Below are 24,285 nucleotides of genomic sequence, written 5' to 3'. Positions count from 1 at the left end.
TACAATAAAAAGCAAGAAATTTAGAAAGAGGCATGTATATGACACAATCAAAATTCCAACTAGTTGGATCTCTTCTTCGTCCAGCTGATCTGCTTGACTATAAAAATAAAATTGAACATCGTGATGACATTCAGTATCCTTTTTATGATAGTTTTCCGGGTTATCATGAAATAGAAACAGCAGAGATTAAAAAGGTCATTGCTGATGAAAAGGCAAATGGTATTGATATTTTGACAGATGGTGAATATTCTAAGTCCATGTGGCATTTAGATTTTATTTGGGGACTTAAAGGTATTGAACGCTACATTGCAGACCACGGCTACACTTTTAAAGACCATGATGGCGGACAGTACGAAACACGTAAAGACATCGGTATTCGCATTACCCAGCCACTTTCAGGTAAAAATCATCATTTTTTAGATATTTACAAACTGCTCAAGGAAGAAGCTGGTGATAGGCAAACAAAATTAACGATTTGGGGACCTGCGCATGCTTATACTGAACTGACTATCTTTGATAAACTTGCTGGTGAAGGGCAAGTTTACAAAACCAATGACGAATTAAAAGCTGGTCTTATCAAGGCCTACAAGGAATTCTTGACAGAATACAAGGAAGCTGGCGGTGAGATTATCCAGTTTGATGATTGCCTTTGGGAACTTTTTGATGAATCAAATCCTGCTTCGTTTTTTGCTGATGGCAATGCTGCGCTGGCTGATTTAGCTGATGAATTCATTGCGATCAATAACGAGGTAGTTGATTACGGGCATCAATTAGGACTCAAAGTTTGGACACATAACTGCCGCGGAAATTATGAAAGCCGTTCTGCCTCAGGCGGAACTTATGAAGCGATTGCGGAAAAATTCTTGCGTGATCAACACTATGACCGCTTCTTCTTAGAATGGGACAGTGACGTCTCAGGTGATTTGAAGGCTCTTGCTTCTCTTAAAGATAAAGATGCTGAGGTTGTTCTTGGACTCCTTTCCAGTAAGACAACTGATCTTGATGATGAAGAACGTGTTCTCAAGTTATTAGAACAAGCCAGCACCATTTTGCCTAAGGAACGTTTGCTGCTGTCACATCAATGCGGTTTTGCTTCTTGTGATTCTGGCAATGAGTTGGCTATCCCGCAGCAATGGGCTAAAATCAAACAAGGCCAAGAAATCGCTAAGAAATTTTGGGGTTAAACTGCAAGCACATGACTATTTAGCGAACACTGACAAAAACGCGAAAACAAACTTCTTTTTGAGGTTTGTCTTTTTGATTTCCAGCAATAAATACCACTGAAAAAAATACTATTAAAATGATTTCTCTATTGAGAAATTTTTGAAGACAAAACTACAATAATCTACACTTCAACCATTTTCCCTTGCCCCTCTGTTACAATTCTTCAGTTCATTTGTGTAATCTGAAAAAGACTGAATCGAAAGATTCGGCCTTTTTTATAAGGAGCAAATTTATCAAATTATACTGTCAATTCAATCTGATTGCCTTCCAAAGCTAGAATACAACTTTCATAGTAACCATCGCCTGTCAAACGTGGCCTGCTTAAAAGTTGATAGCCGTCTTCTTGGTGTCTAGTTGTCAGTTCATCTACCTTTTCTCTGCTCCCTAGCCTGAAAGCAATATGATGATAGCCCAAAAAGAGAAGCTCTTGATTTTTCTTAGTCAGCTCTTCTTTTCGGGTCATGATTTCCAGCCTTGCTCCTTCGTCAAAGCTGAGGAAGTAAGACTGCAAGCCAGCTTTGGATGATAGAGATGATTAGTTTTTGCATTAAAATGCCTTTCAAAAAACGCTTAGCACCTTCTAAATCTCGACCATAAAGAACTACATGTTCAATCTTCATAGAGTTTTTCTCCATTCGTTGCAATAACTTCTTTATACCACTCAAATGATTTCTTCTTGTAGCGAGCTAAAGTTCCTGTCCCATCATCATTTCGATCAACATAGATAAATCCGTAGCGTTTACTCATCTGAGCTGTTGAAGCAGACACAAGGTCAATACAGCCCCAAGTGGTGTAACCCCAGAGTTCAACGCCATCCTCAATGGCTTCACCAACCTGTTGTAAATGTTGTTGCAGATAATCAATGCGATAATCATCTTCAACAGTTGGACCATTAGGACCATCTATCAAAACATCCTTAGCGCCAAGACCATTTTCTACGATAAAGAGTGGTAATTGGTAACGGTCATAGAAAGCATTGAGAACCAAACGCAGACCAATTGGATCAATTTGCCACCCCCATTCTGAAGCTGTTAAATAAGGATTTTGTAGACCTCCTAGAACGTTCCCTTTCCCAGAAGAATAACTTTCTGGGTCATGCGCAGCAACTACGCTCATGTAATAAGAGAAGGAGATGAAATCCACGGTATGCTCTGCCATCAATTCTTTATCACCTGGTACAAATTGGATCTCAATGTCATTTTCTTTGAAGAAGCGGTTCATATAAGCTGGATATTTACCACGCACATGAATATCTGAAAAGAGATAATTTTGATTTTCAAACTCACGGGCAGCCAGTACATCCTCTGGTTTTGGCGTCATCGGATAAGTCGGCATGGCTAGCACCATACACCCAATCTTAAAATCTGGATTGATTTCATGCCCAATTTTAGTTGCAAGAGCTGATGCCACTAGTTCGTGATGAACAGCTTGATAAAGATCTTGTTTGGACAATTCTTCTACTGGAGTTGCAATCCCTCCACTCATAAACGGCGCATGTAAAACAGAGTTGATTTCATTAAAGGTCAACCAATAGTTCACCTTATCTTTGTAACGAATAAAGACAGTACGAACATAACGCTCATAAAAGCCAATCAAATCACGATTTGCCCAACCATTATATTGACGCGCCAAATGCAAAGGTGTTTCATAATGCGATAAAGTCACTAAAGGTTCAATGTTATATTTGGCCAATTCATCAAAAAGGTCGTCATAAAACTTTAGCCCTGCTTCATTTGGCTCCGTTTCATCGCCATTTGGAAAAATTCGTGACCAAGCAATAGAAGTACGATAAACCTTGAAGCCCATTTCTGCAAAAAGGGCAATGTCTTCTTTGTAACGATGATAAAAGTCAATTCCTTCCAATTTGAGGTTGTCAGCTGTTGGCCTATCTGTAATTAAAGGATTGAGATCACCCGCGTTAGACGATAGACCGCCTTTTGGCGTCACATCTTGAACCGAAAGACCTTTACCGTCCACATCGTAAGCACCTTCGTATTGATTGGCAGCTGTTGCACCACCCCAAAGAAAATCTGCTGGAAATTTACCCATGGCTTCTACCTCTTTTATTTTTTACTCAATTATATTATAATCTTAAGAAAGAATATTTTCTAACACAATTCTTCTATAAATTGGTATTATTCTACGAAAGAGGCAACACTTATGGATCTGGGAACATTACATAAAGATATCGTTTACAAAAACCAAGGTACTCCGTACTCTCTCACACGAACCATTACCCGAAATGGTCAACCAGACATTCTCTTTCATTGGCATACGGATATTGAACTGATTTACGTCCATGAGGGGACAGCACAGTTTCACATTGATTATGATTACTTTAATAGTGAAGCAGGTGATATTATCCTTATTCGTCCCAATGCTCTTCACTCGATTCACCCGATTGAAAATCGCCGCCATTACATGGATGCTCTCAACTTTCATTTGGATTTGATGGGCTATTCTACTATGGACCAAGCCAGTATTAACTATTTGCAGCCACTTTACAATGGACAATTAGATTTTGTACACGTCATCAAGCCTAATCAACCAGCCTATACAGACATTCGGCAATGTTTACTTGATGCTATGAAAATAGGCTATTATCGCACAAAATATTTTGAATTTCAACTCAAAGCCCAGCTCAATCAACTCTTTTATCTTTTATTTGAAAATGGTTATGTCATTTCAAAAGAGCAAACCTTAGAAGGCTATCGCAAGGAAGAAAAAATCCGTACCATTATTGACTATATCAGCGCTCATTATCAAGAAGAAATCACTATTGACCAACTTGCCAAAATTTGTAGTTACAGCGATACGCATTTCATGAATTTCTTTAAGAAACATTTGGGGGTGTCTTGTATAGAATATGTAATTCAATTTCGCTTGCGAAAAGCGGCTGAACTCTTGCAGCATTCTACCTTACCCGTCCTAGAAATTGCTGCCCAATCTGGATTTAACAACCTCTCTAACTTCAATCGGCAGTTTAAAAAGTATTACCAACTAACTCCTAGTCAATATCGTAAAAAATAACAAGGAGGGACTCCATGAAAGATATTATCTGGTTATTTCCACTGCTTTTCATTTTTCATGATTTAGAAGAAATCATTGGTTTCATACCATGGCTACAGCGGAATGAGCGGCTACTGGCCAAAAAAGCCACGGCTATTCTAAAGACCCACAAAGACTTATCCACAGAAGGGTTCGCACTAGCTGTGGCAGAGGAATTTGTCATGGTGCTCTTTGTCGCTTTCTTGGCTCTTTTTTACCATACTCGCTTCCTTTACCTCATCTGGTTGGGTGGATTCGTCGCTTTCGCTCTTCATCTGGTGCTTCATATCCTGCAAGCTATCTGGCTTAGGCGCTATATACCAGCGCTTGCAACCTCTATCCTGTGTTTACCGGTTAGCAGTATCATCATTTGGAAAACCACCGCTTTACTTCATGTCAATACAATTGAACTTCTTGTTTTCAGTCTCATTGGTATTCTCATCGTTATCGTCAACCTATTTTTTGCACTTTGGTTAGGAAAACAATTTTCTGACCGGTTAAACTAAAGCCATTTTGAATATCTAAAATAATGCTTAAACCGTATCTACCATTCCCTCAGGTTTCAGAGAAAAGCGCAGATGCATCCCAATGTACTAACTTGGTAATATTTTCCTTCCCACCAACGCGAACAACAATTCCTGAACTAAGTCAGTATAATCTTTTGCCATAATAGCTCTCTTTTAATTTTCAGGCTATTTTGCACATATAAATATTTGACAACTGTGACAAAAAACCTAAACATATATCAAATAGAAAGTAGTTTCTCTACTTTCTATTTCGTATTTGCCTACATGACCACTAACAATCCATAAGTTAGGATAGCGCAACTTCATTTCATTATAAACGATTTCTAAAACTTTTTAAAAACCATTATTAAATCGAAACCAACGAAAGTTCTAAAATAAAATTAGCCACTTGAAGATGGAACACAACTTGTTTTGAATATCACAAAAGAGAGAACCAATCTGATTCTCTCATATTTAATTATAACTTTCCCACTATAATTAACAAGGAGTCTATTTATACTAACTATAAATCGTTCTCTTTCCTAATCAATTTAAGCAAACTATAACCTTTTTAGAAACAAATTACTTCATAGTTTTAAGTTGCCTCAAATCTTTAAAATCTTTAGACAATACCACTATTACAATTACCGAGAGACATATATCTATCACAAATGATCCTATGTATATGGACTGGATACCAAAAATTTTTGGTAATACAATCATAAGAGGAATATACAAAAACAACTGTCTCCCAAGTCCGATTGCCATTGCAGGAGTGGCTTTTTTTATTGACGGCCAGAAGGTCATGGCTGTCATAGTAACAGAAAGCAGTGGAGCAATTGACATAAATATTCTGAAACTGAAAATATAGCTAGGGTCAAAATTGACTTGCGGCAACATACTTCCTAAAACAAGCTCTGGACTAATCATCGAAAAAAGCCAAAATGGCAACATGATGATCAATGCTACAAAAGAAAATATTTTAAACGAACTTATACTTCTTTCATATTTTTCAGCTCCGTAATTTATACCTGCCACCGGTTGCAACGCTCTCATAAGTCCATAAATAGGCGTAAGAGAAAAATTAAATATCCTAAATACAGCTCCATAAAAAGTAATATCAAGCTCACTTCCATAGGCTTTCAATGCCCTTAGAATAATCACGCCTTGTATAATACCCATTACACTCATAATAAGTGATGGCATTCCTAAAGAAATAATTTTTTTGATTATTTCTCTATCGGCTCTTATGGTAAATATATTTGCATTAAAACTCGCTTTTCCCTTCTTGCAATAGGTTACAAATAAGAACGCATAAACAAACATACCTATATTTGTACCCCATGCCGCTCCAGCGACACCCATATTGAGAACCTTCATCAATATATAATTTGATATGATATTCACCACAAGACCTATTCCCATCATAATGGCAGCTGTCTGCATCTTGCCTTCAGCTCTTACTATCATATTGTATGCAAGACCTATAATCCAAAAGAAACTCCCTATCAGGGTAATCCTGAAGTAAGTCACAGCGTAGGACAAGGCCTCTCCTTCAGCTCCGATAGATGTGAGTAAGGGTGTCATAAACACGAACCCGAAAAACATTATAATCACTGTAACTACTATGGAAATCAAATTTGCATTTCCGACAATTTTTCCCTGAGTGTCCTTGTCATCTTCACCTAACAAAATACTGAGGTAAGAACCCGCTCCTACACCCACTAATGAACCTAATCCTAGACTCAATTGTGTAAGAGGATAAACGATGGATATTCCAGCAAATGCTGTCTCTCCTACTAATCTACCTACAAATATTCCATCAAAAATGACGTTTAACCCATATAAAATCATGGCAATAATAGCCGGCAGTGAAAGCTTATAACAAACTTTCCATAAATCTTCATTTAATATCATTTCTTTTTCTTTATTCACATGTTTTTCCTTTCAAACATTTCTTCACGCCTTTAAAGTTTAAATATAGTCTCTAACTAGAATTATGTTAGATAAGCCTCAAACATAAGCTTGAGCATCTCTTTCAGTTTTGCTCTATCGACATTATCAAACAGATAAATGCCCATATACAAACAGTTCATCAAAAAAGTAAATTCACGATTACTTATTGCATTGTATTCCTCCAATCCTTCCTTTTTAATAAATTCCACAAAGTTATCATGACTTTCATCATATATTTTTTCAAATAACATTTTAAATTTATCATTTCCCTGCATCTCTATAAGAAATACAGTGTATAAATCTTTATACGGATTTTTATCCAAGATTCTTTCCAACAAAATGTCCACAATTTTGTCTCTTCGACTCAGTAAATTTTCCCTCATAGATTTTTGCACAATATCTTTTCTATACTCATCACCATCTCTTAAAAGTTCTAAGAAAATCTCCTCTTTATTGGAAAAATGATGGTACATTCCACCTTTGGATATCCCTACTGCCTGTACTATTTCTTCCATAGTAATTTTTGAATACCCTTTGTCCACAAAAAGTTTCAAGGCAATCTCTTTAATCTGTTTTCTTCTTTTTTCTTTACTTAATCTTTTTCTTTCCATGATCCAACTCCTTATAGACTAGGTCGTCGGTAATGAAATAATACTACTTTTAGATTTTTTTGTCAAGCTTGCATTTTACAATTTGAAATCATATTTTTAAATATTTTCTGTGTATAGAAAGCTGTAGGGATAAGCCTCTTCAAACAAAAAAACCTTGGTAAAGCACTTTTCTGCTCTACCAAGGTAAAGAGGTTTTCGTCTCAATCACTTCAGTCATATCTTGTTTAGACGTTCATGTATATCAACAACTTCTTTTGCCAAATCAATAAAAGTTAAACTAGTCATCAAATGATCTTGAGCATGCACCATTAAAAGACTAAACTCAATTTTTTCACCTTGAGCTTCCTGTGTCAGCATTTCTGTCTGTGACTTGTGTGCTAAAACTAATGCCTCATCTGCTGCTTTTAACTTTTCATGTGCTTCTTCAAAAAGGCCTTTTTTAGCTTTTTGAATTGCTTCAAAAGCATTGCTCTTCGCCTCGCCACCATACATAATGAGGGACATGATACTTTCTAAATTTGAATTTTCCATATCAACCTTCTAGCCTCCGATCAGTTCCTCAGCTAATGCTAGCACCTTTGAACCGTTCATCATGCCATAATCCACCATTGGGATAACTCCAACTGGGATATTCTTTTGAGCTAACTTTTCTGTAAATTGATCTAAAAGATAGCGCACTTGCGGGCCCAATAACAAGACATCTACTTTCTTCTCAGAAAGGATATCATCTACTTCTGGTGCTGGAACTGCAAAAATTTCTGCATCTAATCCTTTTTCATCGGCTGCAGCTTGCATTTTTGTAACAAGCAAGCTGGTACTCATACCCGCAGCACATGCCAACATAATGGTTATTTTAGCCATGGTTTTTTTATTCCTTTCTATTCAGTAATTGTCAAAGTCACCGTTTTTCTAGCAACTTTTGATTCATAAGTCATATTTGACGAATAAGCGCTATAGTGAATATTATACACTCCTGGTTTCAATTGCGCAATTTTATTTTTTTCAGCTTGCCCTTTTACCAATAAATCAACAGAAGTGTTACCACCCTTATCTTGGAATGACTGCTCATTGTCAATTGAGTAATCCACCTGATAACCTGGTGTTGCAGTAATTCCCTTTAATAAGTCAGGAATTTGACCTTTTGAAATAGTCACATTGCGAACGCCATTTAACTTAGGAGCATTCGCATAATATTCTTGCGCTTGTTTTTCTTGCTCCGCATTGCGAGAGTATGAAACATAGTCTATAGCAAATTCAGTACCTGCTAAGTTTTGACCAACTGGTCCTGGCCAAGCACCACCCATTGCTAAGTTTAATTGGGCAAATTGCGGTTTGTTCAAGATTTTTCTAGCAGTTTCATCATCGCTATAACGGACTGAACGAACCACTTTATTATCTACTAACCAATCAATGTGATCTTTATACCAGTCAATCGCAAATGTATGATAATCATCATTAAAAGTCCCATTAGGAAGACTGTAGGCTGTACCATTTCCAGCAAATTTTCCATTATCTTTTTCTCTTTGACCATAATGAAGTGTTTGGTAAACTGTACGATTTCCTCTGGAGAGCAGATTTTGTTCTCCAACTAATTCCATGATATCAATTTCACCAGTTGAAGGCCAACCATGTCCTTGAGCTGAATGAATCTTGCCATCTAATGTAAAATCTGAACCCAGAGTCCAAAATGCCGGAAAAACTCCTTGACCTTTCGGAAGTTTCGCGCGTACCTCGAGACGACCATAGAGGAATTCTTTCTTTCCATGCGTTCTCACGCTGCCAGAATTATAAATAACCTTGCGGCTTTTGTCGCGCGGATTTGCATATTGATCTTCGGGAGCACGATTGGTTGCTCTTAAGATAAGATTGCCATCTCGCAAGAAGACATTCTCTTTGCTTCTAACGTAATGTTGTTGTTCGATGCCTCGAATTGAGCCTAATTCATAACCCCAATTTGTCTTATCCAGTTCTGTGCCATCAAAATCATCACGCCAAATTTCTTTATAGCTTTGTTGATTAGACTGGGCTTTCATTTCAACATTATCAATGTATATGTTAGACTTTTTCGTTCTTTCATCATCTGACCATTTTACCAATTGGAGTAATACTTTGCGATGATTCCCAGAATGAAAAGTAAAGGTATATTTTTTCCAGCGAGTCGTGTTGACATTCTGATCAACTGCTGCTCCTGAAGAATTTTTCACAAGTTCTCCTTGCGTATTATTGTCAAACCATCTCGCTGTAAAATAACCTATAGCTCCTTCCGTATCTGTTTTAGCATAAGCTGAAACAGTGTACGTTGTATTTGGTTTTACATCAATAACTTGCCCAATGTAGCCACTGGCTTTATTATTTGTAATTGCCGTTGCAGGAACTACACCTGAATATTTCCCGTTACCATAGCTGACTTTAGAACTAATTTCACCTTTATTTCTGGAAGTCCAGCCGGCTTCGCCCTGTTCAAAATCCCAATTCTTTACGAGATTTGTGTCGGCAAAGACCTTATGGGATGCAAACAACATACAGCACACGGTTACTAGTATTACCAGTGAAAATCTTTTTTTCTCCATTTTCACTCATCCTCACATTTCTACCGATTAACGGATCTTGCTAAACGTGACACAGTATGTCGAATGCCACGAATAGTATTGCTCAGTGCATAAATATTATCCACTACTGCCAAACCACCATAGCCTGCATCCCCAATATGTTGAATATCAACACCACAAATTTTATTACGAAGTGCGATTTGTTTAATTGTTTCAATATCTGACGTCTCTTGGCTAGTGCCAATAGCGCTTAAGACTAAACCTCTTTTACTATGTACTAGATCTACGACAGCTCTCATTTCTTCATCACTAAAAGCAGGAACTGTACCAACCGCTGGCACCAAAATCACATCTGCACCAGCTTCTAATAATTGTTCAGCTATCTGAATGTCTGCAACCGGCTCAGATACCCCTGCACCGTGCATTTTCCCAGCTATAATCAAACCTGAAAAATGCTGCTTAGCTAATTTTACTGCATCAATAATTTCTTTATTGCTAACTCCTGTTCCTGGATTACCTGTCAAACAAACAAAATCAAAACCTAATTTTTCGATTTGCTCAAAAGAAGCCTGACTAGCTTGCCGACCGGCAGCAATCACTTGTACTTCTTCCAACATATCAGCTTCCAAATCAACAGGTTCTAAATTCACTCCAATCGGAGCTCCCACTAAGCGATGCAATTCGTGAACAATTTGCTCTTTTTTACAATCTAAGCCAAATATTTCTGGCTGAAAAACATCTAAACAATTCAGTAGAATCATATCTGCGCCGAACGCTCTTGCAATTTCAGCATTGGTGATATCTCCGATAAAGGTTTCACGAATGACCACATTTTCAGATAAGACAACCCGCCCTTCACTCGCTTGAATGCTTTGCTTGAGCTCTTGGGCTGTCATATTCAAAATTTCCGAAGGATTTGCACTAATTAATCGTTTCATATTCTCATCTCCCTACTGATTTTCTTCTGCTTTAAAGCGTTTTTCAATAGCAATCACAAATGGAATATAGATTAAAATATCAATTACAATAAGAACAGCTTGTAAAATAGACGCTTTAAAACTTCCCGTTGCCAGCAAGCCACTAATAATCGGAGGAGTTGTCCAACCTGGGTCAGTATATGTTAACGGTACAAGACCACTTGCCATGGATGACCATGCAACGATGAGATTCGCAATCGGTGCCAAAATGAATGGGAACAGAAGCAAGATATTTAAGACAATTGGAACACCAAACATCGTTGGCTCATTGATATTGAACAAACCTGGAACCACTGTAATAGGTGCCAGTGTTTTGATTTGTTTGCTTGATTTTCTCTTTTTCGCCAAATAACCAATCGCTAATACCAAGCCAATAGTTGCGCCGCCACCGCCAATGAAGACAAAATTATCCATAAAGACACTGGTAAAGATATGCGGTAGTTTTTCCCCTGCTTGATAAGCAACTTTATTGGCATCGAGATTCGAAAGCCACAATGGTTTCATAACCGCATTGACAACATTGCCTCCATGAAGTCCAACAAACCAGAATGAACTATTTAAAGCAACTAGAATCATCAAACCAAATAAATTATTACCTAGTAGGCCTAGCGGTTTTCCTAAAACAGTTTGAGCTACTGCATGCAAATTTGGTAGTTTTAAACTTGCTAAAAGGGCATAAACCAACAACCAACCTGTGATAATCACTGCACCTGGAATAATGGCGCTGAAACTTTTTGAAACTGCCGGTGGAACACCATCAGGCATTTTAATTTGGACATTATGATTGATGAACCATTGATAGATATAACCATTTACCAAACCAAGAATGATTGCTACAAAAAGACCTTGTGAAGCTAAAAATGCTGTGGGAACACCGTTTCCTGTTTTAGTAGCAAGGAATGGTGTCACTGTGATAAAGGCAGCAAGCGAGATAATCCCAGAAGGAATCCCATCCACTTTGTATTGGCGGCTCATATAGTAGGCAATCCCAAAACTGGCTACCAAACCAATCAGACCAAAACTACTATCCACGCCTTTCCATAGATAGGCAGAAACCCCAATTTTTGTCAAATAAGCTTCCCATCCTGGAACAGGAAAACTAGCAATAACCATAAACAAAGAACCAATCAACAGTAATGGTACTGCAAGCGTAATTCCATCCCGAATTGCCACTAAGCCTTTATTATTTCCCAGCTTAATGGCAATGGGCATTAACTTCTCTTGTAAAAATTTGTCCATCTTTACAATCTCCTTTGGTTATAATATATTATTAATCAGCAGATAAAATCAACTTTATCTTACTTTTTAATTATATTTTAAAACGATTTTTCGTAAAAGTCAAGCGCTTTCACTTATATTTGATAATTTTTTATAATCAATATATAATAGATGCAGGGAAGGATGGTAGATAATGAATCAAACGAAAAAACAAGCTGAATTACGAACAATTATTTTAGATAAAATTTACGCCAAGGGGCCAATTTCTCGCATTGATATTTCAAAAGAGACGGGCATTACTCCTGCTACAGTTAGTGCGATTACAGGAAGTTTGATCCAAGAAAAACTGCTGTATGAGCTGGGGGAAGATGAAGAACACACAAAAGTCGGGCGAAAGAAAATCCTCTTGGGTATAAAAAAACAGCACTCTTATTTCATCGGTTGCGAACTATCAGAAAAATATTTTTCTTTTGTGTTGAGTGATAATACAGGAAATGTGATTGATAAAGAGAAAGCAACTGTCAGCTCAGAAAAGATTCTGTCAGAAGGTGCAGATTCATTTTGTCACTTACTGAGACAATTCATTTCTCAACATGTATCCTATCCGATTCAGGCTGTAGGAGTAGCCATTCCAGGGCGATATCTGCACAATGATTTGATTACAACAAATAATCAAACATGGAAACAATTTGATTTAGCGAAGATTAAAAACGAGTTTTCTTTTCCAATTTACTTTTCTAATAATGTCAATTGCATGGCACTAGCAAAGCGCCTTTTTTCTGCTTACCAACTGGATGAGAATTTTATCTATTTTCATTTTGCAAGGGGTATGCACTGCTCTTATATGTACAATGGCAAAATCTACGGCAAAACCAATATTGTCATCGGCGAAATTGGTCATACCGTCGTTTGTCCTGACGGAGAAGTCTGTGGTTGTGGACGCAGAGGCTGTTTGCAGACTTATGCTAGTGAAAGCTGGCTGATAAAAAAAGCTAAAATCATCTTTGAAACTGCCGAGTTAACACATTTAAAATCACTTGTCACAGATAAAGAAGAGATCACGATTCAAACTATTCTTACGGCATACAACTTAGGAGACCAATCCGTCCTCAATATCTTGCATTTGGCATTTAAGTATCTGGCACAATCCCTTCTCAACCTCAGTATGATAATTGATGCCAAGAAAATTTATCTGCACAGCCCCATTCTGACTGATGACAAAGTCATTGCAGCATTCTACCAAGAAATTGCCCAACAGCCAAAATTACTCTTCAAAGACTTACCTGAACTCATCATCGAGCCTTACGATGACTTCACTGGCGCAATAGCTGGCGTTGCGCTTTGTCTGCAAAAAGAATTTTTGTCTATTTAACTTTATTATGACTTCTGAACTTAGTGCGTATTTTTATTACAAAAGAGGTTAGGACAACTGTCACAAACCTCTAATTTTTTACTATAAACTACAAGATGTATTTGCTAAATAGTCTGAAATTAGTGTAACAACTTTTGTCAGACCTAGCCATTCTTGCGGAGGCAGAGCGATCCCCTCGCGTTACTAATTTTTATTCTACTCTCTGTTTCTCTCATATTTCAACAAAAGAAGCTAAAGGCAATATAAGTAAAATTATTTCACATTTACAAATCATGAATAGAAATAACTTCATCTGCCATCTCCCAAATGATAGGATTATGCGTTGCAATAACAATGACTCTATGGTCATTTTTTAAAGCTATCAGTCTTGTCATAATATCTTTTGATGTTTCAGGATCAAGGGCAGCTGTTGGTTCATCCGCCAAGATAAGAGGCGGATTTTTTAAGATAATTTTAGCCAAGGCAACACGCTGAGCCTCACCACCAGATAGTTCAAAAATCCTTTTGCCTAAGTCAAGATAGTCCAACCCTACATTTTTTAGAGCTTCTAATTCCCTCTTTTGCCGCTCATCTTTTTTCAACTTTTGTCCAATTAAACCTAATCTTAAATTTTCATCAATCGTTTGATTTTCTAATAAACCAAAATTTTGAAAAAGATAGCCCAGTTCCTTGCGGAAAAAGTCGCTGGTTTTATATTGTTTCAAATTCTTTCCACGATAAATAATTTGACCTTCATAACTCTCTAATTTTGCCAGCATATTTAACAAGGTTGTTTTGCCGCTACCACTTAATCCGATTAGAGCATATGTTTTACCTGCCTTAAATTCAATAGAAATATCCGAAAATAGCAGCCGTTCTCCAAATTGTTTACTTACTTTTTCTAAACGAATCATCTTATGCCCCTTTCAAAATCATCACAGACATTTTACTTTCTTTCTTCATTTGAAGCTGCAATAATACTACAGAATTTCCAGTAAATAGCAAAAATACTATAAAACTCAGCCAAATGCTTTGTGTCAAAAAGAGACTAGCTAACAGCCCAAGGAAAAACACCAATAATTGTGCCAATAAATAAGAGTGATGCAATTCCCAAAAAGTGAATCCAGAAACTTGTTTAATAAAAATATCTCGTCGAAATTCCTCAAAATAAAGTAAGTTCATCGTATTAAAGAGCAAAATCGAAGTCACTATTCCTAAGACAGCTCCTGCAATTGTCATCCAGATTTCAATTTGAAGTTTCTCGACTATCCTTCGGTAAACCAGTCGAGCGGGAGTCAACTCAGATGCCCAGTGAGAAATTTGGTATTTTTGCAACAACTCTTGTGTTTCTTTTACACCATTCAAAAGAAGATCATTTTGTAACGTATTGCTCCAAAATTCATAAGATTGCTCTCCTGTAGACTGAGGTGTCAGAACTACTATAATGGGGTCTTTTAAATATTGCTGATAAGCAATCGGGGTTGTATTATACACAAATCGCATTTGATTGACTGGAAGATAAGACACTATCGCTTTCATTTTTTGTTGTTCTTCTCCCTGACGAGAAGCGATCATTGATACATCTTTTTCGTACAATACAGTGTACTTTTTTTGCTCTGCTTTCAAGCTTTCTGGCAAAAGTAAAGCAAACTCTCCTTGCTGCAAATTGTTTATCTTTTCTCTTATGGCTGAATCAAGTTTTATACCTTGTTTTTGGAGATAGTTCGGCGTGACAAATAAAACATTTCCCTGTGGGCTGTAATCCTGCCAATCTGAATGTCTTTCAGTCGGTTGTTTAAAAACTTGTTGTACTAAATTATGCTTACTCAGTAACGCATCATGCTTGGCAACAGCCTCCTTAACAAACTGGAACCAACGCCACTCTTTCGGATCAATTTTCTCAGAACGTTTTATGTTTAGTCCATCTCGACTGCGAGTCAACTGTACTAGTCGACTTTCCTGCGCCCAGGCTTGTCTTCCTTTCTCTTGCTGTTGCCAAGCTTTCGAATAGATGAAAGCTCGATTAATTCCCAAAGAAACAATGATAACCGCGACTAACTGCCCTATCAAAATCAAACTGATGATCCCTCTGACAGGAATCTGCCCTTTGATAACTTGCATAAGATGAACTTTTTTAATTCCTATCGCAAATAGAGCGCAAAAATTGAAAGAAATCCCCAATAGTAGTAGATTATAGACGAATATTCCTACAACCATTAAGTACAATGCAGCAAAGGGAAAAGAAAAGACAAAGGTCGCAAGTACTGCACCCAAAAGAGCAGGAAAAATTCCCAGCAAACAACTTAGGAAATCTTCTTTAATTGGGTCAGTAAAGATTTTCCAACGATGCTCACCTGAAATCAACCGAATCCCCGCAGTTCTCAAAGCCCGAATCTGACTAATAACACTAAGAGCGGCAAAACAAAGCAAGAAGATAAACAAGCTCAATAACTGAAATCCACTGCCAAAAATAGCCGCTAATGAACCAAGGAGAAAAGGCTTCACCACTGATAAGTGCGTTAAACCTAACTGGTTAAGCTCCTCTTTTAACCGCTCAACCGTTAGTTTTCCTCTAAAAATAAAGTAATTGGATTCAACGCCTCTTGCCTGTTTGGAGTCAGCTTTTTCTACTAAACCTCTTGGCAATTTCCCTTTGCCAAAGCGATTATATGAAACCACAGAATCACCATTGGAACCTGCCTCATAGTGTTGTATCGCAATCAAACTATTCGTTTCATTTGCTAACTTAGTCAGCTTTTCAGCTACTTTTTTATATTGAATACCCGATGCATTGCCTCTCACAGCAACAAATGGATAATAACGCGAGACCACTGTAGCTGATATAATAGTAAATACCCATATAAAAAAACAGCAGACTAGCACATTAGAAATCACTACAAATATCCGTTTCATATTCTGCTCCTTTTCTTTAAAAAGGAGACGAAAATCGTCTCCTCCTGCCTATAACAACCTCACCAACCAGCATCAAAAGTGACTCTCTCCCCAAAATTAGTGTTAATAAAAGCATAAGATGTATGACCAGCCTGCACCGATGGTCGACGTTCATTATTTCTTTCTAAGCTTCCAACATAGGAAAAGTGATACCTATCTCTATGATAATAATTAGAAAAAGCACCCCAATTTCTTGGATCGTGATGGCCGCCATAATTCCATTCGCCACCCAGGTGTGAAACTGCAAAAACTGGCAACACTAATGAAAATGTTAAGATTGTGAATGCAGTAACAACTACTGTTCGTATCTTTACCATATTTTCTTCTTCTTCATAAATACAATAATGAAATATAATAATGCAAAAGGCAATATTTTTTATCATTGACAAGCGGCTATCTGAATATCGTTTCCGTTTTTCTATCCTTTCTACAGAGAAGCGCTTTCACACTTTTATTATATGCCTCAAATATCTATTTGTCAACTCTACAAATCTATCTATTTTGCCGGCGAACAAAAAGAAAAAGTACTCTTAATTATACGAAAGAGTCGCTTTAAACTATCATTCATAAAATCCATTTTTTATACTTCACTAACAATCAAACAGCACTAAGAATCGATCCACAAGCCATACTGGAGTACAGCAAAGTGAAGCGGACAAAGTTTGAAGAGATTTTCACAGAGTATTAATCGAGAGGGGGGCTTATTTTACAGACTTATAATAGTACTTTGAGCAATCATGGATGTTTATCCAATAATAGAACACATAAATAACTGCTATAACTAGCACTACTAAAATCGGTGTTACTTGAATTGTTTCAGATTCGACAGCCGCTTTATAGTTACAAGCATTGGCAACACGCTGTCCACGCACTAACAGCCGATGATGATCGACACCCTAGAGAGTATAAATTCTCAACATGCAATAATCCTCCCAAAGCTAACACATCATCTGACTCTACGTCCCTCCGCATAGCTCGAAAGGTTAGAGGAATAGACATAGACAACTGTATCCCTAATTTAATGCAAAAAAACAACGGCAGCAAAACCGTTGTTTTTTTGCATTGAAACACTTGTGTCCCAGTCTCTTCTTTTTACTATAACTTATAATGCATTTTCTTATAAATCACTCAATTCTACTGTTAGAACCTGTCCATTTTTTACGACCTGCTCACCAGCTATATAGACATCTTTAACATCATTTCCTTTAGCAGCATAGATCAGGTGAGAGAGCATGTTTTCCTCTGGATACAAGTGCACCTTTCCTTTCGGCTGAATGATTAAAAAATCTGCTTGCTTACCAACTTCTAAGCTGCCAATCTGATCATCCATACCAAGTGCTTTAGCTCCCTCAATCGTCATTATTTTCAGAGCTTGCTCAATGGTAAATTGAGTTGCATCACCTGTGCGCATTTTCTGTAAAAGGGCAGCGGTACGGCTCTCTTCAAACATATCTAAATTGTTGTTAGAAGCAACCGAATCCGTTGCAAGTCCGACTATTACACCAGTTTGAACTAAGTCTGTTACAGGAGCAATCCCTGATGCTAATTTGAGATTGCTGATAGGATTATGAGCGATATGAATATTTGATACTGCTAATTCAGCAATTTCTCGTTCATTTAATTCTACACCATGAGCAAAGACACCATCATGCTCCAGATACCCTAAGTCCTTTAAGAAGGCAAGCGGACGTTTTCCATAACGCTCTAAAATCATACCATTTTCTGCTTGTGTCTCTGCCACATGGATGTGCAATTTCAATTGCAATTCTTGCGCTAGCTTCAAACTGCCTTTTAACAAGTCCTTACTGCAACTATAAGGAGCGTGCGGTGCCACCATTACTTTAAAACGTTCATCATTGTATGCTAGAATTTCCTCAATAATAATCCGAGTACGTGCTAAGGTTTCTTCTGTTGTCTCTACATCTGAGCTAAACAAAGTTGGTGAAAAATAACAACGCATTTTAGAACCTGCTACAACTTCATGAATTTGCCCAATTTCCACACCATTTGGATTATACATATCATTAAAGGTCGTTGTTCCCGTCTGAAGCATTTCTATAAGCGCTAACTTAACCGCTTGTGTCGTCACTTCTGGAGTAGAGTCCCTCTCTGCTGGCCAAATGTAATCTTCTAGCCATTCGTGAAGATTGCTATCATCTTGAATACCACGAAGCGTAGTCATTGCAGAATGGGTGTGACAATTCACTAGACCAGGCATAAGCCACGCGCCTTCACAATCTACCACCTCATCTGCTCGATCTACCCAAGTAGCATTCTCATTTCCACAATAGACAATCTTATCCTCATGTATTACCAGTAGTCCATTTCGATAGACGTGAAAATCTGCATCACATGTTACCAAATTCACCTGTTTAAATGCTTTCATTCCTTCTCCTTTAAAGCAAATATCAGAGCCATTCAGGTCTTATATTTAGGAGCAGGGCAGGGTAGAACACAACATAGCTATCCTACAACTACTTAACATTTAACCTGATACTCTATTTGTGTTTGACAACATAACTAAGGACTATGCCACGCTTATTTACGGTAAGACGGTAGAAACTCTCCAACCTTATTATGGAGATTATATGTTTTCATGAATTTTTAGTTATTGTAGCAAAATACGTCCTAAATAGCAAGTTCTGAAGCACAAGAACAAGTGATAAACTGAACGCATCCTCTTCATCTCATATATGAAAGTAAATAGCCATAGCCTGTTTCTTCCATTTCTTCTTTTTTGATAAAGCGTAACGCTGCTGAATTAATACAGTAGCGCAAACCGCCTTGTTCCTGCGGACCATCTGTGAAAACATGCCCTAAATGCGCATTCCCAGAGCGAGAACGCACCTCAATTCGCTCCATACCGTGACTTTTATCTTGATAATACTTAATCACATCTTTGGCAATTGGTCTTGTAAAGCTTGGCCAACCACAACCAGAATCAAACTTATCACCGGCAAAAAACAGTGGTTCTCCTGTTGTCACATCTACATAAATGCCTTCTTCAAAAGTTGCAAAATACTCATTTTGGAATGGTCGTTCAGTTGCAGCATGTTGGGTGACCTGATAAGCTTCTTCAGACAGTGTCTCCTTTAAAGTTAGCTCACTCGGTTTTTCATACTGACTCGGGTCTACTAAAGGTTGGTAAGCATCATTGACATTGATATGACAATAGCCACTGGGATTTTTCTTGAGATAATCTTGGTGATATTCCTCTGCTAAAACATAATGGCGCAGCGGTTCTACTTCTACTGCAATCTTCTGACCAAATTGCTCTTCCTGCTCTTTCGTGACTTCGGCAATGATGGGTGCATCCGTATCATTTGTATAATAAATCCCTGTGCGGTATTGGCGCCCAATATCATTCCCTTGCTTATTGATAGATAAGGGATCAATCACTCGGAAGTAATAAAGCAAAATTTCTCGCAACGTAACAAGATTGTCATCATAGGTCACCTGAACTGTTTCAGCATGATCAGTTTGGTGAATCAACTGATAATTTGTCGATTCTACTTGTCCATTGGCATAACCGACAGTTGTATCAGTCACCCCTTTGATACGAGAAAAATATTCTTCCAATCCCCAAAAACAACCACCTGCTAGATAAATTTCTGACATAAAAACACCTCATTTCTTTATTCTTATTTTCTCACAAATTCCTAAAATATTATAAGGATTTGATTAGAAGTTTCTTTAAAATGATACGACAAAGAAATACTGTAACGTCTCCTCTAATTAATTCAGGTGGTTCAATTTCCCACGAAAATCTTCTATACTTTCGTAGCCTTTTTCTGCCATCATCACCTTCAGCTCTTCTGTAATACGCTCAAAGGACTCTACACCCTCTTTGTGAAGCGTTGTTCCGACTTGTACCATGCTGGCTCCACAGAGAATATGTTCAAAAGCATCTCGACCAGTCAACACACCACCTGTACCAATGATTTGAATAGTAGGATTGAGACGTTGATAGAAAGCATGAACATTAGCAAGAGCAGTCGGTTTAATATACGCCCCACCAATTCCGCCAAACCCATTTTTCGGACGGATAACAACTGATTCATCCTCAACATACAAACCGTTACCAATTGAATTGACACAATTGACAAAACAAAGTGGGAATTTATTAAAAATTGCTGCTGCTTGATCAAAATGCACAATATCAAAATAAGGTGGTAATTTAATCCCCAGCGGTTTGGTGAAATAATCAAATACGTCACTCAAAATTTTATCTGTCATTTCAAAATCATAAGCAATCTGCGGTTTACCAGGTACATTGGGGCAGGAAAGATTGAGCTCAGTCAAACCTTTAAAATCACTATCCTGCACCTTTTTCAGAAGCGTGTGGGTTTCTTCTGGCGACAATCCCACAAGAGATAAAAAGAATGTTCGATTGGGCTCTATCTTTTGCAAATCTAATAAGTAATCCAGATAGTAATCTAGTCCATGATTTGGTAACCCCATTGAATTGATAGAGCCTAGCGGTACATCTTGGTAACGAGGTTCAGGATTTCCTGCTCGGGCTTGCAAAGTGGCTGTCTTAGTGACAAAGGTTCCTGCAGCAGACTGTTTGACTTTTTCTAGCTCCTCTATTGTCATACAAGCTACTCCAGCCGCATTCATCAGGCAATTGTCAAAAGAAAAACCAGCAATTTGTGTTTGAGTTGATACCATGAAATACTCCTTTAGTTTTTTCTATTGTACCACTAAAAGGAGAAATATGACTCTTTTAATAGAATAGAAGGAGAAAATGTTCGTAATCAGGAAAAAATTTTTGCTAAGCAATGACTTGTTATAAATACATGTTAGAATTTTCAGAAAATTCAACTTTTTTCTTTACAGTATAAAATTTTTCTGCTATAATGACACACATAATAAAAGATAATACACATCGAACTTGGACAATAGTCTAGCAAGAAGATTGGCTTCCTTGTGTTCATCGAACACGGCGTCCGCCTCCTATTTTGTACGACTTTTAACCGTCCTCATATCTTATTAAGGAGAAGTCTATGACAACTGCTAAAGAATATATCCAAAGTACTTTTGAACTGGTGAAAGCTCGCAATGCTCACGAAGCAGAATTTCTACAAGCGGTGGAAGAATTTTTAAACACGCTCGAACCCGTTTTTGAAAAACATCCTGAATACATTGAAGAAAATATCTTGGCACGTATCACCGAGCCAGAACGCATCATCAGTTTTCGCGTCCCTTGGGTTGATCGCAACGGCAAGGTGCAAGTCAATCGTGGTTACCGCGTTCAATTCAATTCCGCAGTTGGCCCCTATAAAGGCGGACTTCGGTTCCACCCAACAGTCAACCAAGGAATTTTGAAATTTCTTGGTTTTGAACAAATCTTTAAAAATGTCTTGACCGGTCTACCGATCGGCGGTGGTAAAGGTGGAGCTGATTTTGATCCGAAAGGCAAGACGGACGCTGAAGTCATGCGTTTCTGTCAAAGTTTTATGACAGAATTACAAAAATATATCGGCCCTTCTCTTGATGTCCCTGCAGGTGACATTGGAGTTGGTGGACGTGAGATTGGCTACCTCTATGGTCAATACAAGCGCCTACGCCAATTCGATGCTGGGGTCTTGACTGGCAAACCTATTGGCTTTGGTGGTAGCTTGATCCGTCCGGAAGCAACTGGTTATGGGCTTGTTTACTACACACAAGAAATGCTCAAAGCGAATGGCGAAAGTTTTGATGGCAAAACCGTTGTTGTATCGGGTGCCGGAAATGTCGCCCAATATGCTGTACAAAAAGCAACAGCTCTCGGTGCTAAAGTTATTTCCGTATCCGATTCAAATGGTTATGTCATTGACAAAGATGGTATTGATTTTGACCTTCTAGTTGATGTAAAAGAAAAACGACGTGCTCGTCTGACAGAATACGCTGCTGAAAGGGCAAGTGCTACTTACCATGAAGGTTCTGTATGGACTTACACTGAGAAATATGACATAGCTCTGCCATGTGCTACACAAAATGAAATCAATGGCGAAGTTGCGAAACGCTTGGTAGCTCAAGGAGTGATCTGTGTATCTGAAGGTGCCAACATGCCGAGCGATCTTGATGCTATCAATGTTTATAAAGAAAATGGACTCCTTTATGGGCCTGCTAAAGCAGCAAATGCTGGTGGTGTCGCAGTATCTGCTCTGGAAATGAGCCAAAACAACCTTCGTCTGTCATGGACTCGCGAAGAAGTTGACGGCCGTCTCAAGGACATCATGACCAATATCTTCAACACAGCTAAATCTACCGCTGAAACTTACGGACTTGGCAAAGACTATCTGGCTGGCGCTAACATCGCTGCCTTTGAAAACGTAGCGAACGCTATGATTGCTCAAGGTATTGTTTAAGCACTATCAAACGGGAACCAAAAGAAATCCGACTGCTTATCAAAGCAGCCGGATTTTTATATATCTAATTTTTCAAAAAATTTTCCTGCTGCCTGCTTTTCTTTTAGCTTCTCCAGCAGTTCACTCTCTAAAAAAGGACACAGTTCGTCAAAAGCTTGACAAACCTTAAAGACAATCTCTCTGTCCAACTGGTCATAAGCTAGTTCATAATAGTCCTTCTTATGATGCCAGTTCTGGTCATAGTTGACATCTGTCCGTTGATAGTAAACAATGTTTTGTTTCGGTGTCAGGTAAATCTTCTGTGTTAGAATACTTTTCTGATCTTTGGACAGCTTGCTACGGCTGAAAATCTTAACACCTTGAAAAATCTTGTGCTCATGAATACCTTGATTTGTGACTTTCAATTCAACTCTTTTATGGTACATATAGTCACCTCCAGAAATTACCTACATTATATCAGGTTCTGGCAAATTTTCAAATAAAAGTGTCATTTCCAAAAGGCTTCAGTCGCCTCTAAAATCTCTGCTGTTGGTGTTACTGTGGCCTCAATAATGCTCTTGCCTGTCCTTTTCAGATAAGCTTGTATCAGATGATAGCCATAAGCATAGCCCGCAGCATAAGGCATACCAACCGGTATCTGACCTTGAAGCTCTGCAATTTCATCACCGTAGAGATAAGGAGCCATTTCCGCCATCCCTGTTAGCTGAAGCTGACTTGAGATGATGGGCTTAATCTCCTCTAATTGCTCTGGACTGGTTGAAGTAACCCAAGATCCGATGAGCTCCTTGCCATAGAGTTCAGCAGCAAAAGACTCTGCCAACCCCTCACTGACTACCCAGTCTGCTAGTGTCGTCTGCTGGTTCCATTTGATAAATTGGAAGCGGACATTGTGGTTGCACTCGTGAGCCAGTGCCGCTTGAATACGTGGCAAAGTATAGTCATTGGGCAGTATGCTTAACATGAGATAACCTGGAATTCCACCATCTCCGCTGTAACCCTTATTGAGTTGTAGCATAGGTTTTTCTGGATTGCCCAATAAAATAGTAAATTGATAATCCTCAACCTCTAAATCATAACCAGCTTGTTCAAAGAGACCAAGACTTCTCTTGATGGTTTCCTGGCAGTCTTGCCAAAGCTGATCTGAACTGAGGGCATCAATAGCTGGTCTATCCTTTTCTGAGAGAGTTGCGGGCAACTGGTTCATAAAGCCAAGTAGAAACAGAGCATCAAATCCTCCAGGATACTTTGCCTTCAAAGGAATGTGTTGAGTTTGGTATTTGGTTGCAAAAGGTGCTAATATTTTAGCTCTAAAACAGCCTTCCCTTTTTTCCAAGGGTAATTCGAGCAACTCCTGATAAACTTTATCTGAACGAATGATATTGATGTGCATAGTAATCTCCTTTTCTAATTTTTACCAGTATACACCCTCCTCTAAGGTCAGAGTCAAGAAAAAGATTTGAAACATTTATCTCAAATCTTCTTTTATTTATAAAATGAATTGCTTCCACCTATGAAGTTGTGTTTAGAAATTAGAAAAGGC

General features: G+C 38.1%; 21 protein-coding genes, 1 pseudogene and 1 riboswitch. Of the genes and pseudogenes, 5 read left to right on the top strand and 17 right to left on the bottom strand.

Features of this window, described 5'->3' with window-relative positions:
- Positions 1 to 38 precede the first annotated feature (38 nt).
- Positions 39 to 1,184 (top strand): cobalamin-independent methionine synthase II family protein, encoded by a 1,146-nt coding sequence (locus HMPREF1654_RS03830; RefSeq protein WP_003077435.1) that lies wholly within the window; start codon positions 39 to 41, stop codon positions 1,182 to 1,184.
- A gap of 278 nt (positions 1,185 to 1,462) precedes the next feature.
- Here the strand turns inward: HMPREF1654_RS03830 and HMPREF1654_RS09920 are convergent.
- Together HMPREF1654_RS09920 and HMPREF1654_RS03820 are read right to left on the bottom strand one after the other, a co-directional pair.
- Positions 1,463 to 1,844 (bottom strand): annotated as a pseudogene (locus HMPREF1654_RS09920) (VOC family protein).
- Positions 1,834 to 3,273, bottom strand: a complete 1,440-nt coding sequence (locus HMPREF1654_RS03820) for a glycoside hydrolase family 1 protein (protein WP_003077665.1) — start codon at positions 3,271 to 3,273, stop codon at positions 1,834 to 1,836. Before HMPREF1654_RS03820 ends, HMPREF1654_RS09920 begins: the two are co-directional and overlap by 11 nt.
- 111 nt (positions 3,274 to 3,384) lie before the next feature.
- Between HMPREF1654_RS03820 and HMPREF1654_RS03815 the strand changes: the two genes are divergently transcribed.
- On the top strand, positions 3,385 to 4,254 hold the full coding sequence (locus tag HMPREF1654_RS03815) for an AraC family transcriptional regulator (protein WP_003077609.1): 870 nt from the start codon (positions 3,385 to 3,387) through the stop codon (positions 4,252 to 4,254).
- Positions 4,255 to 4,268: 14 nt separating this feature from the next.
- Positions 4,269 to 4,778 carry an HXXEE domain-containing protein gene (locus HMPREF1654_RS03810; protein ID WP_003077830.1) on the top strand — a complete coding sequence of 170 codons (510 nt, stop codon included), beginning with the start codon at positions 4,269 to 4,271 and terminating at the stop codon, positions 4,776 to 4,778.
- Between the two features lie 582 nt (positions 4,779 to 5,360).
- On the opposite strand, the gene HMPREF1654_RS03805 is transcribed toward HMPREF1654_RS03810, so the two are convergent.
- The 7 genes from HMPREF1654_RS03805 to HMPREF1654_RS03775 all read right to left on the bottom strand — a co-directional run bounded on the left by HMPREF1654_RS03805 (position 5,361) and on the right by HMPREF1654_RS03775 (position 12,110).
- Complete coding sequence (locus tag HMPREF1654_RS03805; RefSeq protein WP_003077451.1) at positions 5,361 to 6,713, bottom strand: MATE family efflux transporter; 1,353 nt, start codon at positions 6,711 to 6,713, stop codon at positions 5,361 to 5,363.
- A 62-nt stretch (positions 6,714 to 6,775) separates the two neighbouring features.
- Positions 6,776 to 7,345, bottom strand: coding sequence for a TetR/AcrR family transcriptional regulator (locus HMPREF1654_RS03800; protein WP_003077753.1), 570 nt, complete (start codon positions 7,343 to 7,345; stop codon positions 6,776 to 6,778).
- A 213-nt stretch (positions 7,346 to 7,558) separates the two neighbouring features.
- Positions 7,559 to 7,876, bottom strand: coding sequence for a PTS sugar transporter subunit IIA (locus tag HMPREF1654_RS03795; protein WP_003077657.1), 318 nt, complete (start codon positions 7,874 to 7,876; stop codon positions 7,559 to 7,561).
- A gap of 9 nt (positions 7,877 to 7,885) precedes the next feature.
- Positions 7,886 to 8,206 (bottom strand): PTS sugar transporter subunit IIB, encoded by a 321-nt coding sequence (locus HMPREF1654_RS03790; protein ID WP_003074583.1) that lies wholly within the window; start codon positions 8,204 to 8,206, stop codon positions 7,886 to 7,888.
- Between the two features lie 17 nt (positions 8,207 to 8,223).
- Positions 8,224 to 9,915, bottom strand: coding sequence for a family 16 glycosylhydrolase (locus HMPREF1654_RS03785; protein ID WP_016670383.1), 1,692 nt, complete (start codon positions 9,913 to 9,915; stop codon positions 8,224 to 8,226).
- Positions 9,916 to 9,935: 20 nt separating this feature from the next.
- On the bottom strand, positions 9,936 to 10,832 hold the full coding sequence (locus HMPREF1654_RS03780; RefSeq protein ID WP_003074588.1) for a DUF7916 family protein: 897 nt from the start codon (positions 10,830 to 10,832) through the stop codon (positions 9,936 to 9,938).
- A gap of 12 nt (positions 10,833 to 10,844) precedes the next feature.
- Positions 10,845 to 12,110 (bottom strand): PTS sugar transporter subunit IIC, encoded by a 1,266-nt coding sequence (locus tag HMPREF1654_RS03775; protein WP_003074590.1) that lies wholly within the window; start codon positions 12,108 to 12,110, stop codon positions 10,845 to 10,847.
- A gap of 172 nt (positions 12,111 to 12,282) precedes the next feature.
- Between HMPREF1654_RS03775 and HMPREF1654_RS03770 the strand changes: the two genes are divergently transcribed.
- Positions 12,283 to 13,461 (top strand): ROK family transcriptional regulator, encoded by a 1,179-nt coding sequence (locus tag HMPREF1654_RS03770; protein ID WP_003077443.1) that lies wholly within the window; start codon positions 12,283 to 12,285, stop codon positions 13,459 to 13,461.
- Between the two features lie 263 nt (positions 13,462 to 13,724).
- Here the strand turns inward: HMPREF1654_RS03770 and HMPREF1654_RS03765 are convergent, their stop codons facing one another.
- From HMPREF1654_RS03765 to HMPREF1654_RS03740, 6 genes are all read right to left on the bottom strand, one after another.
- Entirely contained in the window at positions 13,725 to 14,354 is a 630-nt protein-coding gene (locus HMPREF1654_RS03765) for a putative bacteriocin export ABC transporter (RefSeq protein WP_003077437.1), read from the bottom strand.
- A gap of 1 nt (position 14,355) precedes the next feature.
- Positions 14,356 to 16,353 (bottom strand): bacteriocin-associated integral membrane family protein, encoded by a 1,998-nt coding sequence (locus tag HMPREF1654_RS03760; protein ID WP_003077781.1) that lies wholly within the window; start codon positions 16,351 to 16,353, stop codon positions 14,356 to 14,358.
- Positions 16,354 to 16,412: 59 nt separating this feature from the next.
- Positions 16,413 to 16,709 carry a lactococcin 972 family bacteriocin gene (locus tag HMPREF1654_RS03755; RefSeq protein WP_003074603.1) on the bottom strand — a complete coding sequence of 99 codons (297 nt, stop codon included), beginning with the start codon at positions 16,707 to 16,709 and terminating at the stop codon, positions 16,413 to 16,415.
- 800 nt (positions 16,710 to 17,509) lie between these two features.
- A complete protein-coding gene (locus HMPREF1654_RS03750; protein WP_003077623.1) occupies positions 17,510 to 18,778 on the bottom strand; it encodes a TRZ/ATZ family protein in 1,269 nt (422 codons plus the stop codon).
- Positions 18,779 to 18,901: 123 nt separating this feature from the next.
- Positions 18,902 to 19,004, bottom strand: a riboswitch (purine riboswitch).
- Between the two features lie 70 nt (positions 19,005 to 19,074).
- On the bottom strand, positions 19,075 to 20,010 hold the full coding sequence (gene msrB, locus HMPREF1654_RS03745; RefSeq protein ID WP_003077728.1) for a peptide-methionine (R)-S-oxide reductase MsrB: 936 nt from the start codon (positions 20,008 to 20,010) through the stop codon (positions 19,075 to 19,077).
- 117 nt (positions 20,011 to 20,127) lie between these two features.
- Positions 20,128 to 21,063 carry a dihydroorotate oxidase gene (locus HMPREF1654_RS03740; RefSeq protein ID WP_003077804.1) on the bottom strand — a complete coding sequence of 312 codons (936 nt, stop codon included), beginning with the start codon at positions 21,061 to 21,063 and terminating at the stop codon, positions 20,128 to 20,130.
- Between the two features lie 335 nt (positions 21,064 to 21,398).
- Between HMPREF1654_RS03740 and gdhA the strand changes: the two genes are divergently transcribed.
- Positions 21,399 to 22,745: an NADP-specific glutamate dehydrogenase gene (gene gdhA / locus HMPREF1654_RS03735; RefSeq protein ID WP_003077512.1), complete on the top strand. Its 1,347-nt coding sequence runs from the start codon at positions 21,399 to 21,401 to the stop codon at positions 22,743 to 22,745.
- 56 nt (positions 22,746 to 22,801) lie between these two features.
- Here the strand turns inward: gdhA and HMPREF1654_RS03730 are convergent, their stop codons facing one another.
- Both HMPREF1654_RS03730 and HMPREF1654_RS03725 read right to left on the bottom strand, forming a co-directional pair.
- On the bottom strand, positions 22,802 to 23,170 hold the full coding sequence (locus tag HMPREF1654_RS03730; RefSeq protein ID WP_003077552.1) for an EXLDI protein: 369 nt from the start codon (positions 23,168 to 23,170) through the stop codon (positions 22,802 to 22,804).
- Positions 23,171 to 23,232: 62 nt separating this feature from the next.
- Positions 23,233 to 24,135 carry a DUF2268 domain-containing putative Zn-dependent protease gene (locus HMPREF1654_RS03725; RefSeq protein ID WP_003077520.1) on the bottom strand — a complete coding sequence of 301 codons (903 nt, stop codon included), beginning with the start codon at positions 24,133 to 24,135 and terminating at the stop codon, positions 23,233 to 23,235.
- Positions 24,136 to 24,285 lie beyond the last annotated feature (150 nt).

This window comes from Streptococcus intermedius SK54 = ATCC 27335, assembly GCF_000413475.1.
Classification (GTDB): Bacteria; Bacillota; Bacilli; order Lactobacillales; family Streptococcaceae; genus Streptococcus; species Streptococcus intermedius.
This window is presented reverse-complemented; position numbering and strand designations above follow the sequence as displayed.

Coding starts and splice junctions, on each gene's coding strand:
- HMPREF1654_RS03820 (WP_003077665.1), bottom strand. CDS start 3,273: ATGGGTAAATTTCCAGCAGATTTTCTTTGGGGTGGTGCAACAGCTGCC.
- HMPREF1654_RS03780 (WP_003074588.1), bottom strand. CDS start 10,832: ATGAAACGATTAATTAGTGCAAATCCTTCGGAAATTTTGAATATGACA.
- HMPREF1654_RS03775 (WP_003074590.1), bottom strand. CDS start 12,110: ATGGACAAATTTTTACAAGAGAAGTTAATGCCCATTGCCATTAAGCTG.
- HMPREF1654_RS03830 (WP_003077435.1), top strand. CDS start 39: ATGACACAATCAAAATTCCAACTAGTTGGATCTCTTCTTCGTCCAGCT.
- HMPREF1654_RS03740 (WP_003077804.1), bottom strand. CDS start 21,063: ATGGTATCAACTCAAACACAAATTGCTGGTTTTTCTTTTGACAATTGC.
- HMPREF1654_RS03785 (WP_016670383.1), bottom strand. CDS start 9,915: ATGGAGAAAAAAAGATTTTCACTGGTAATACTAGTAACCGTGTGCTGT.
- HMPREF1654_RS03750 (WP_003077623.1), bottom strand. CDS start 18,778: ATGAAAGCATTTAAACAGGTGAATTTGGTAACATGTGATGCAGATTTT.
- HMPREF1654_RS03795 (WP_003077657.1), bottom strand. CDS start 7,876: ATGGAAAATTCAAATTTAGAAAGTATCATGTCCCTCATTATGTATGGT.
- HMPREF1654_RS03760 (WP_003077781.1), bottom strand. CDS start 16,353: ATGAAACGGATATTTGTAGTGATTTCTAATGTGCTAGTCTGCTGTTTT.
- HMPREF1654_RS03800 (WP_003077753.1), bottom strand. CDS start 7,345: ATGGAAAGAAAAAGATTAAGTAAAGAAAAAAGAAGAAAACAGATTAAA.
- msrB (WP_003077728.1), bottom strand. CDS start 20,010: ATGTCAGAAATTTATCTAGCAGGTGGTTGTTTTTGGGGATTGGAAGAA.
- gdhA (WP_003077512.1), top strand. CDS start 21,399: ATGACAACTGCTAAAGAATATATCCAAAGTACTTTTGAACTGGTGAAA.
- HMPREF1654_RS03730 (WP_003077552.1), bottom strand. CDS start 23,170: ATGTACCATAAAAGAGTTGAATTGAAAGTCACAAATCAAGGTATTCAT.
- HMPREF1654_RS03725 (WP_003077520.1), bottom strand. CDS start 24,135: ATGCACATCAATATCATTCGTTCAGATAAAGTTTATCAGGAGTTGCTC.
- HMPREF1654_RS03810 (WP_003077830.1), top strand. CDS start 4,269: ATGAAAGATATTATCTGGTTATTTCCACTGCTTTTCATTTTTCATGAT.
- HMPREF1654_RS03755 (WP_003074603.1), bottom strand. CDS start 16,709: ATGGTAAAGATACGAACAGTAGTTGTTACTGCATTCACAATCTTAACA.
- HMPREF1654_RS03770 (WP_003077443.1), top strand. CDS start 12,283: ATGAATCAAACGAAAAAACAAGCTGAATTACGAACAATTATTTTAGAT.
- HMPREF1654_RS03765 (WP_003077437.1), bottom strand. CDS start 14,354: ATGATTCGTTTAGAAAAAGTAAGTAAACAATTTGGAGAACGGCTGCTA.
- HMPREF1654_RS03815 (WP_003077609.1), top strand. CDS start 3,385: ATGGATCTGGGAACATTACATAAAGATATCGTTTACAAAAACCAAGGT.
- HMPREF1654_RS03790 (WP_003074583.1), bottom strand. CDS start 8,206: ATGGCTAAAATAACCATTATGTTGGCATGTGCTGCGGGTATGAGTACC.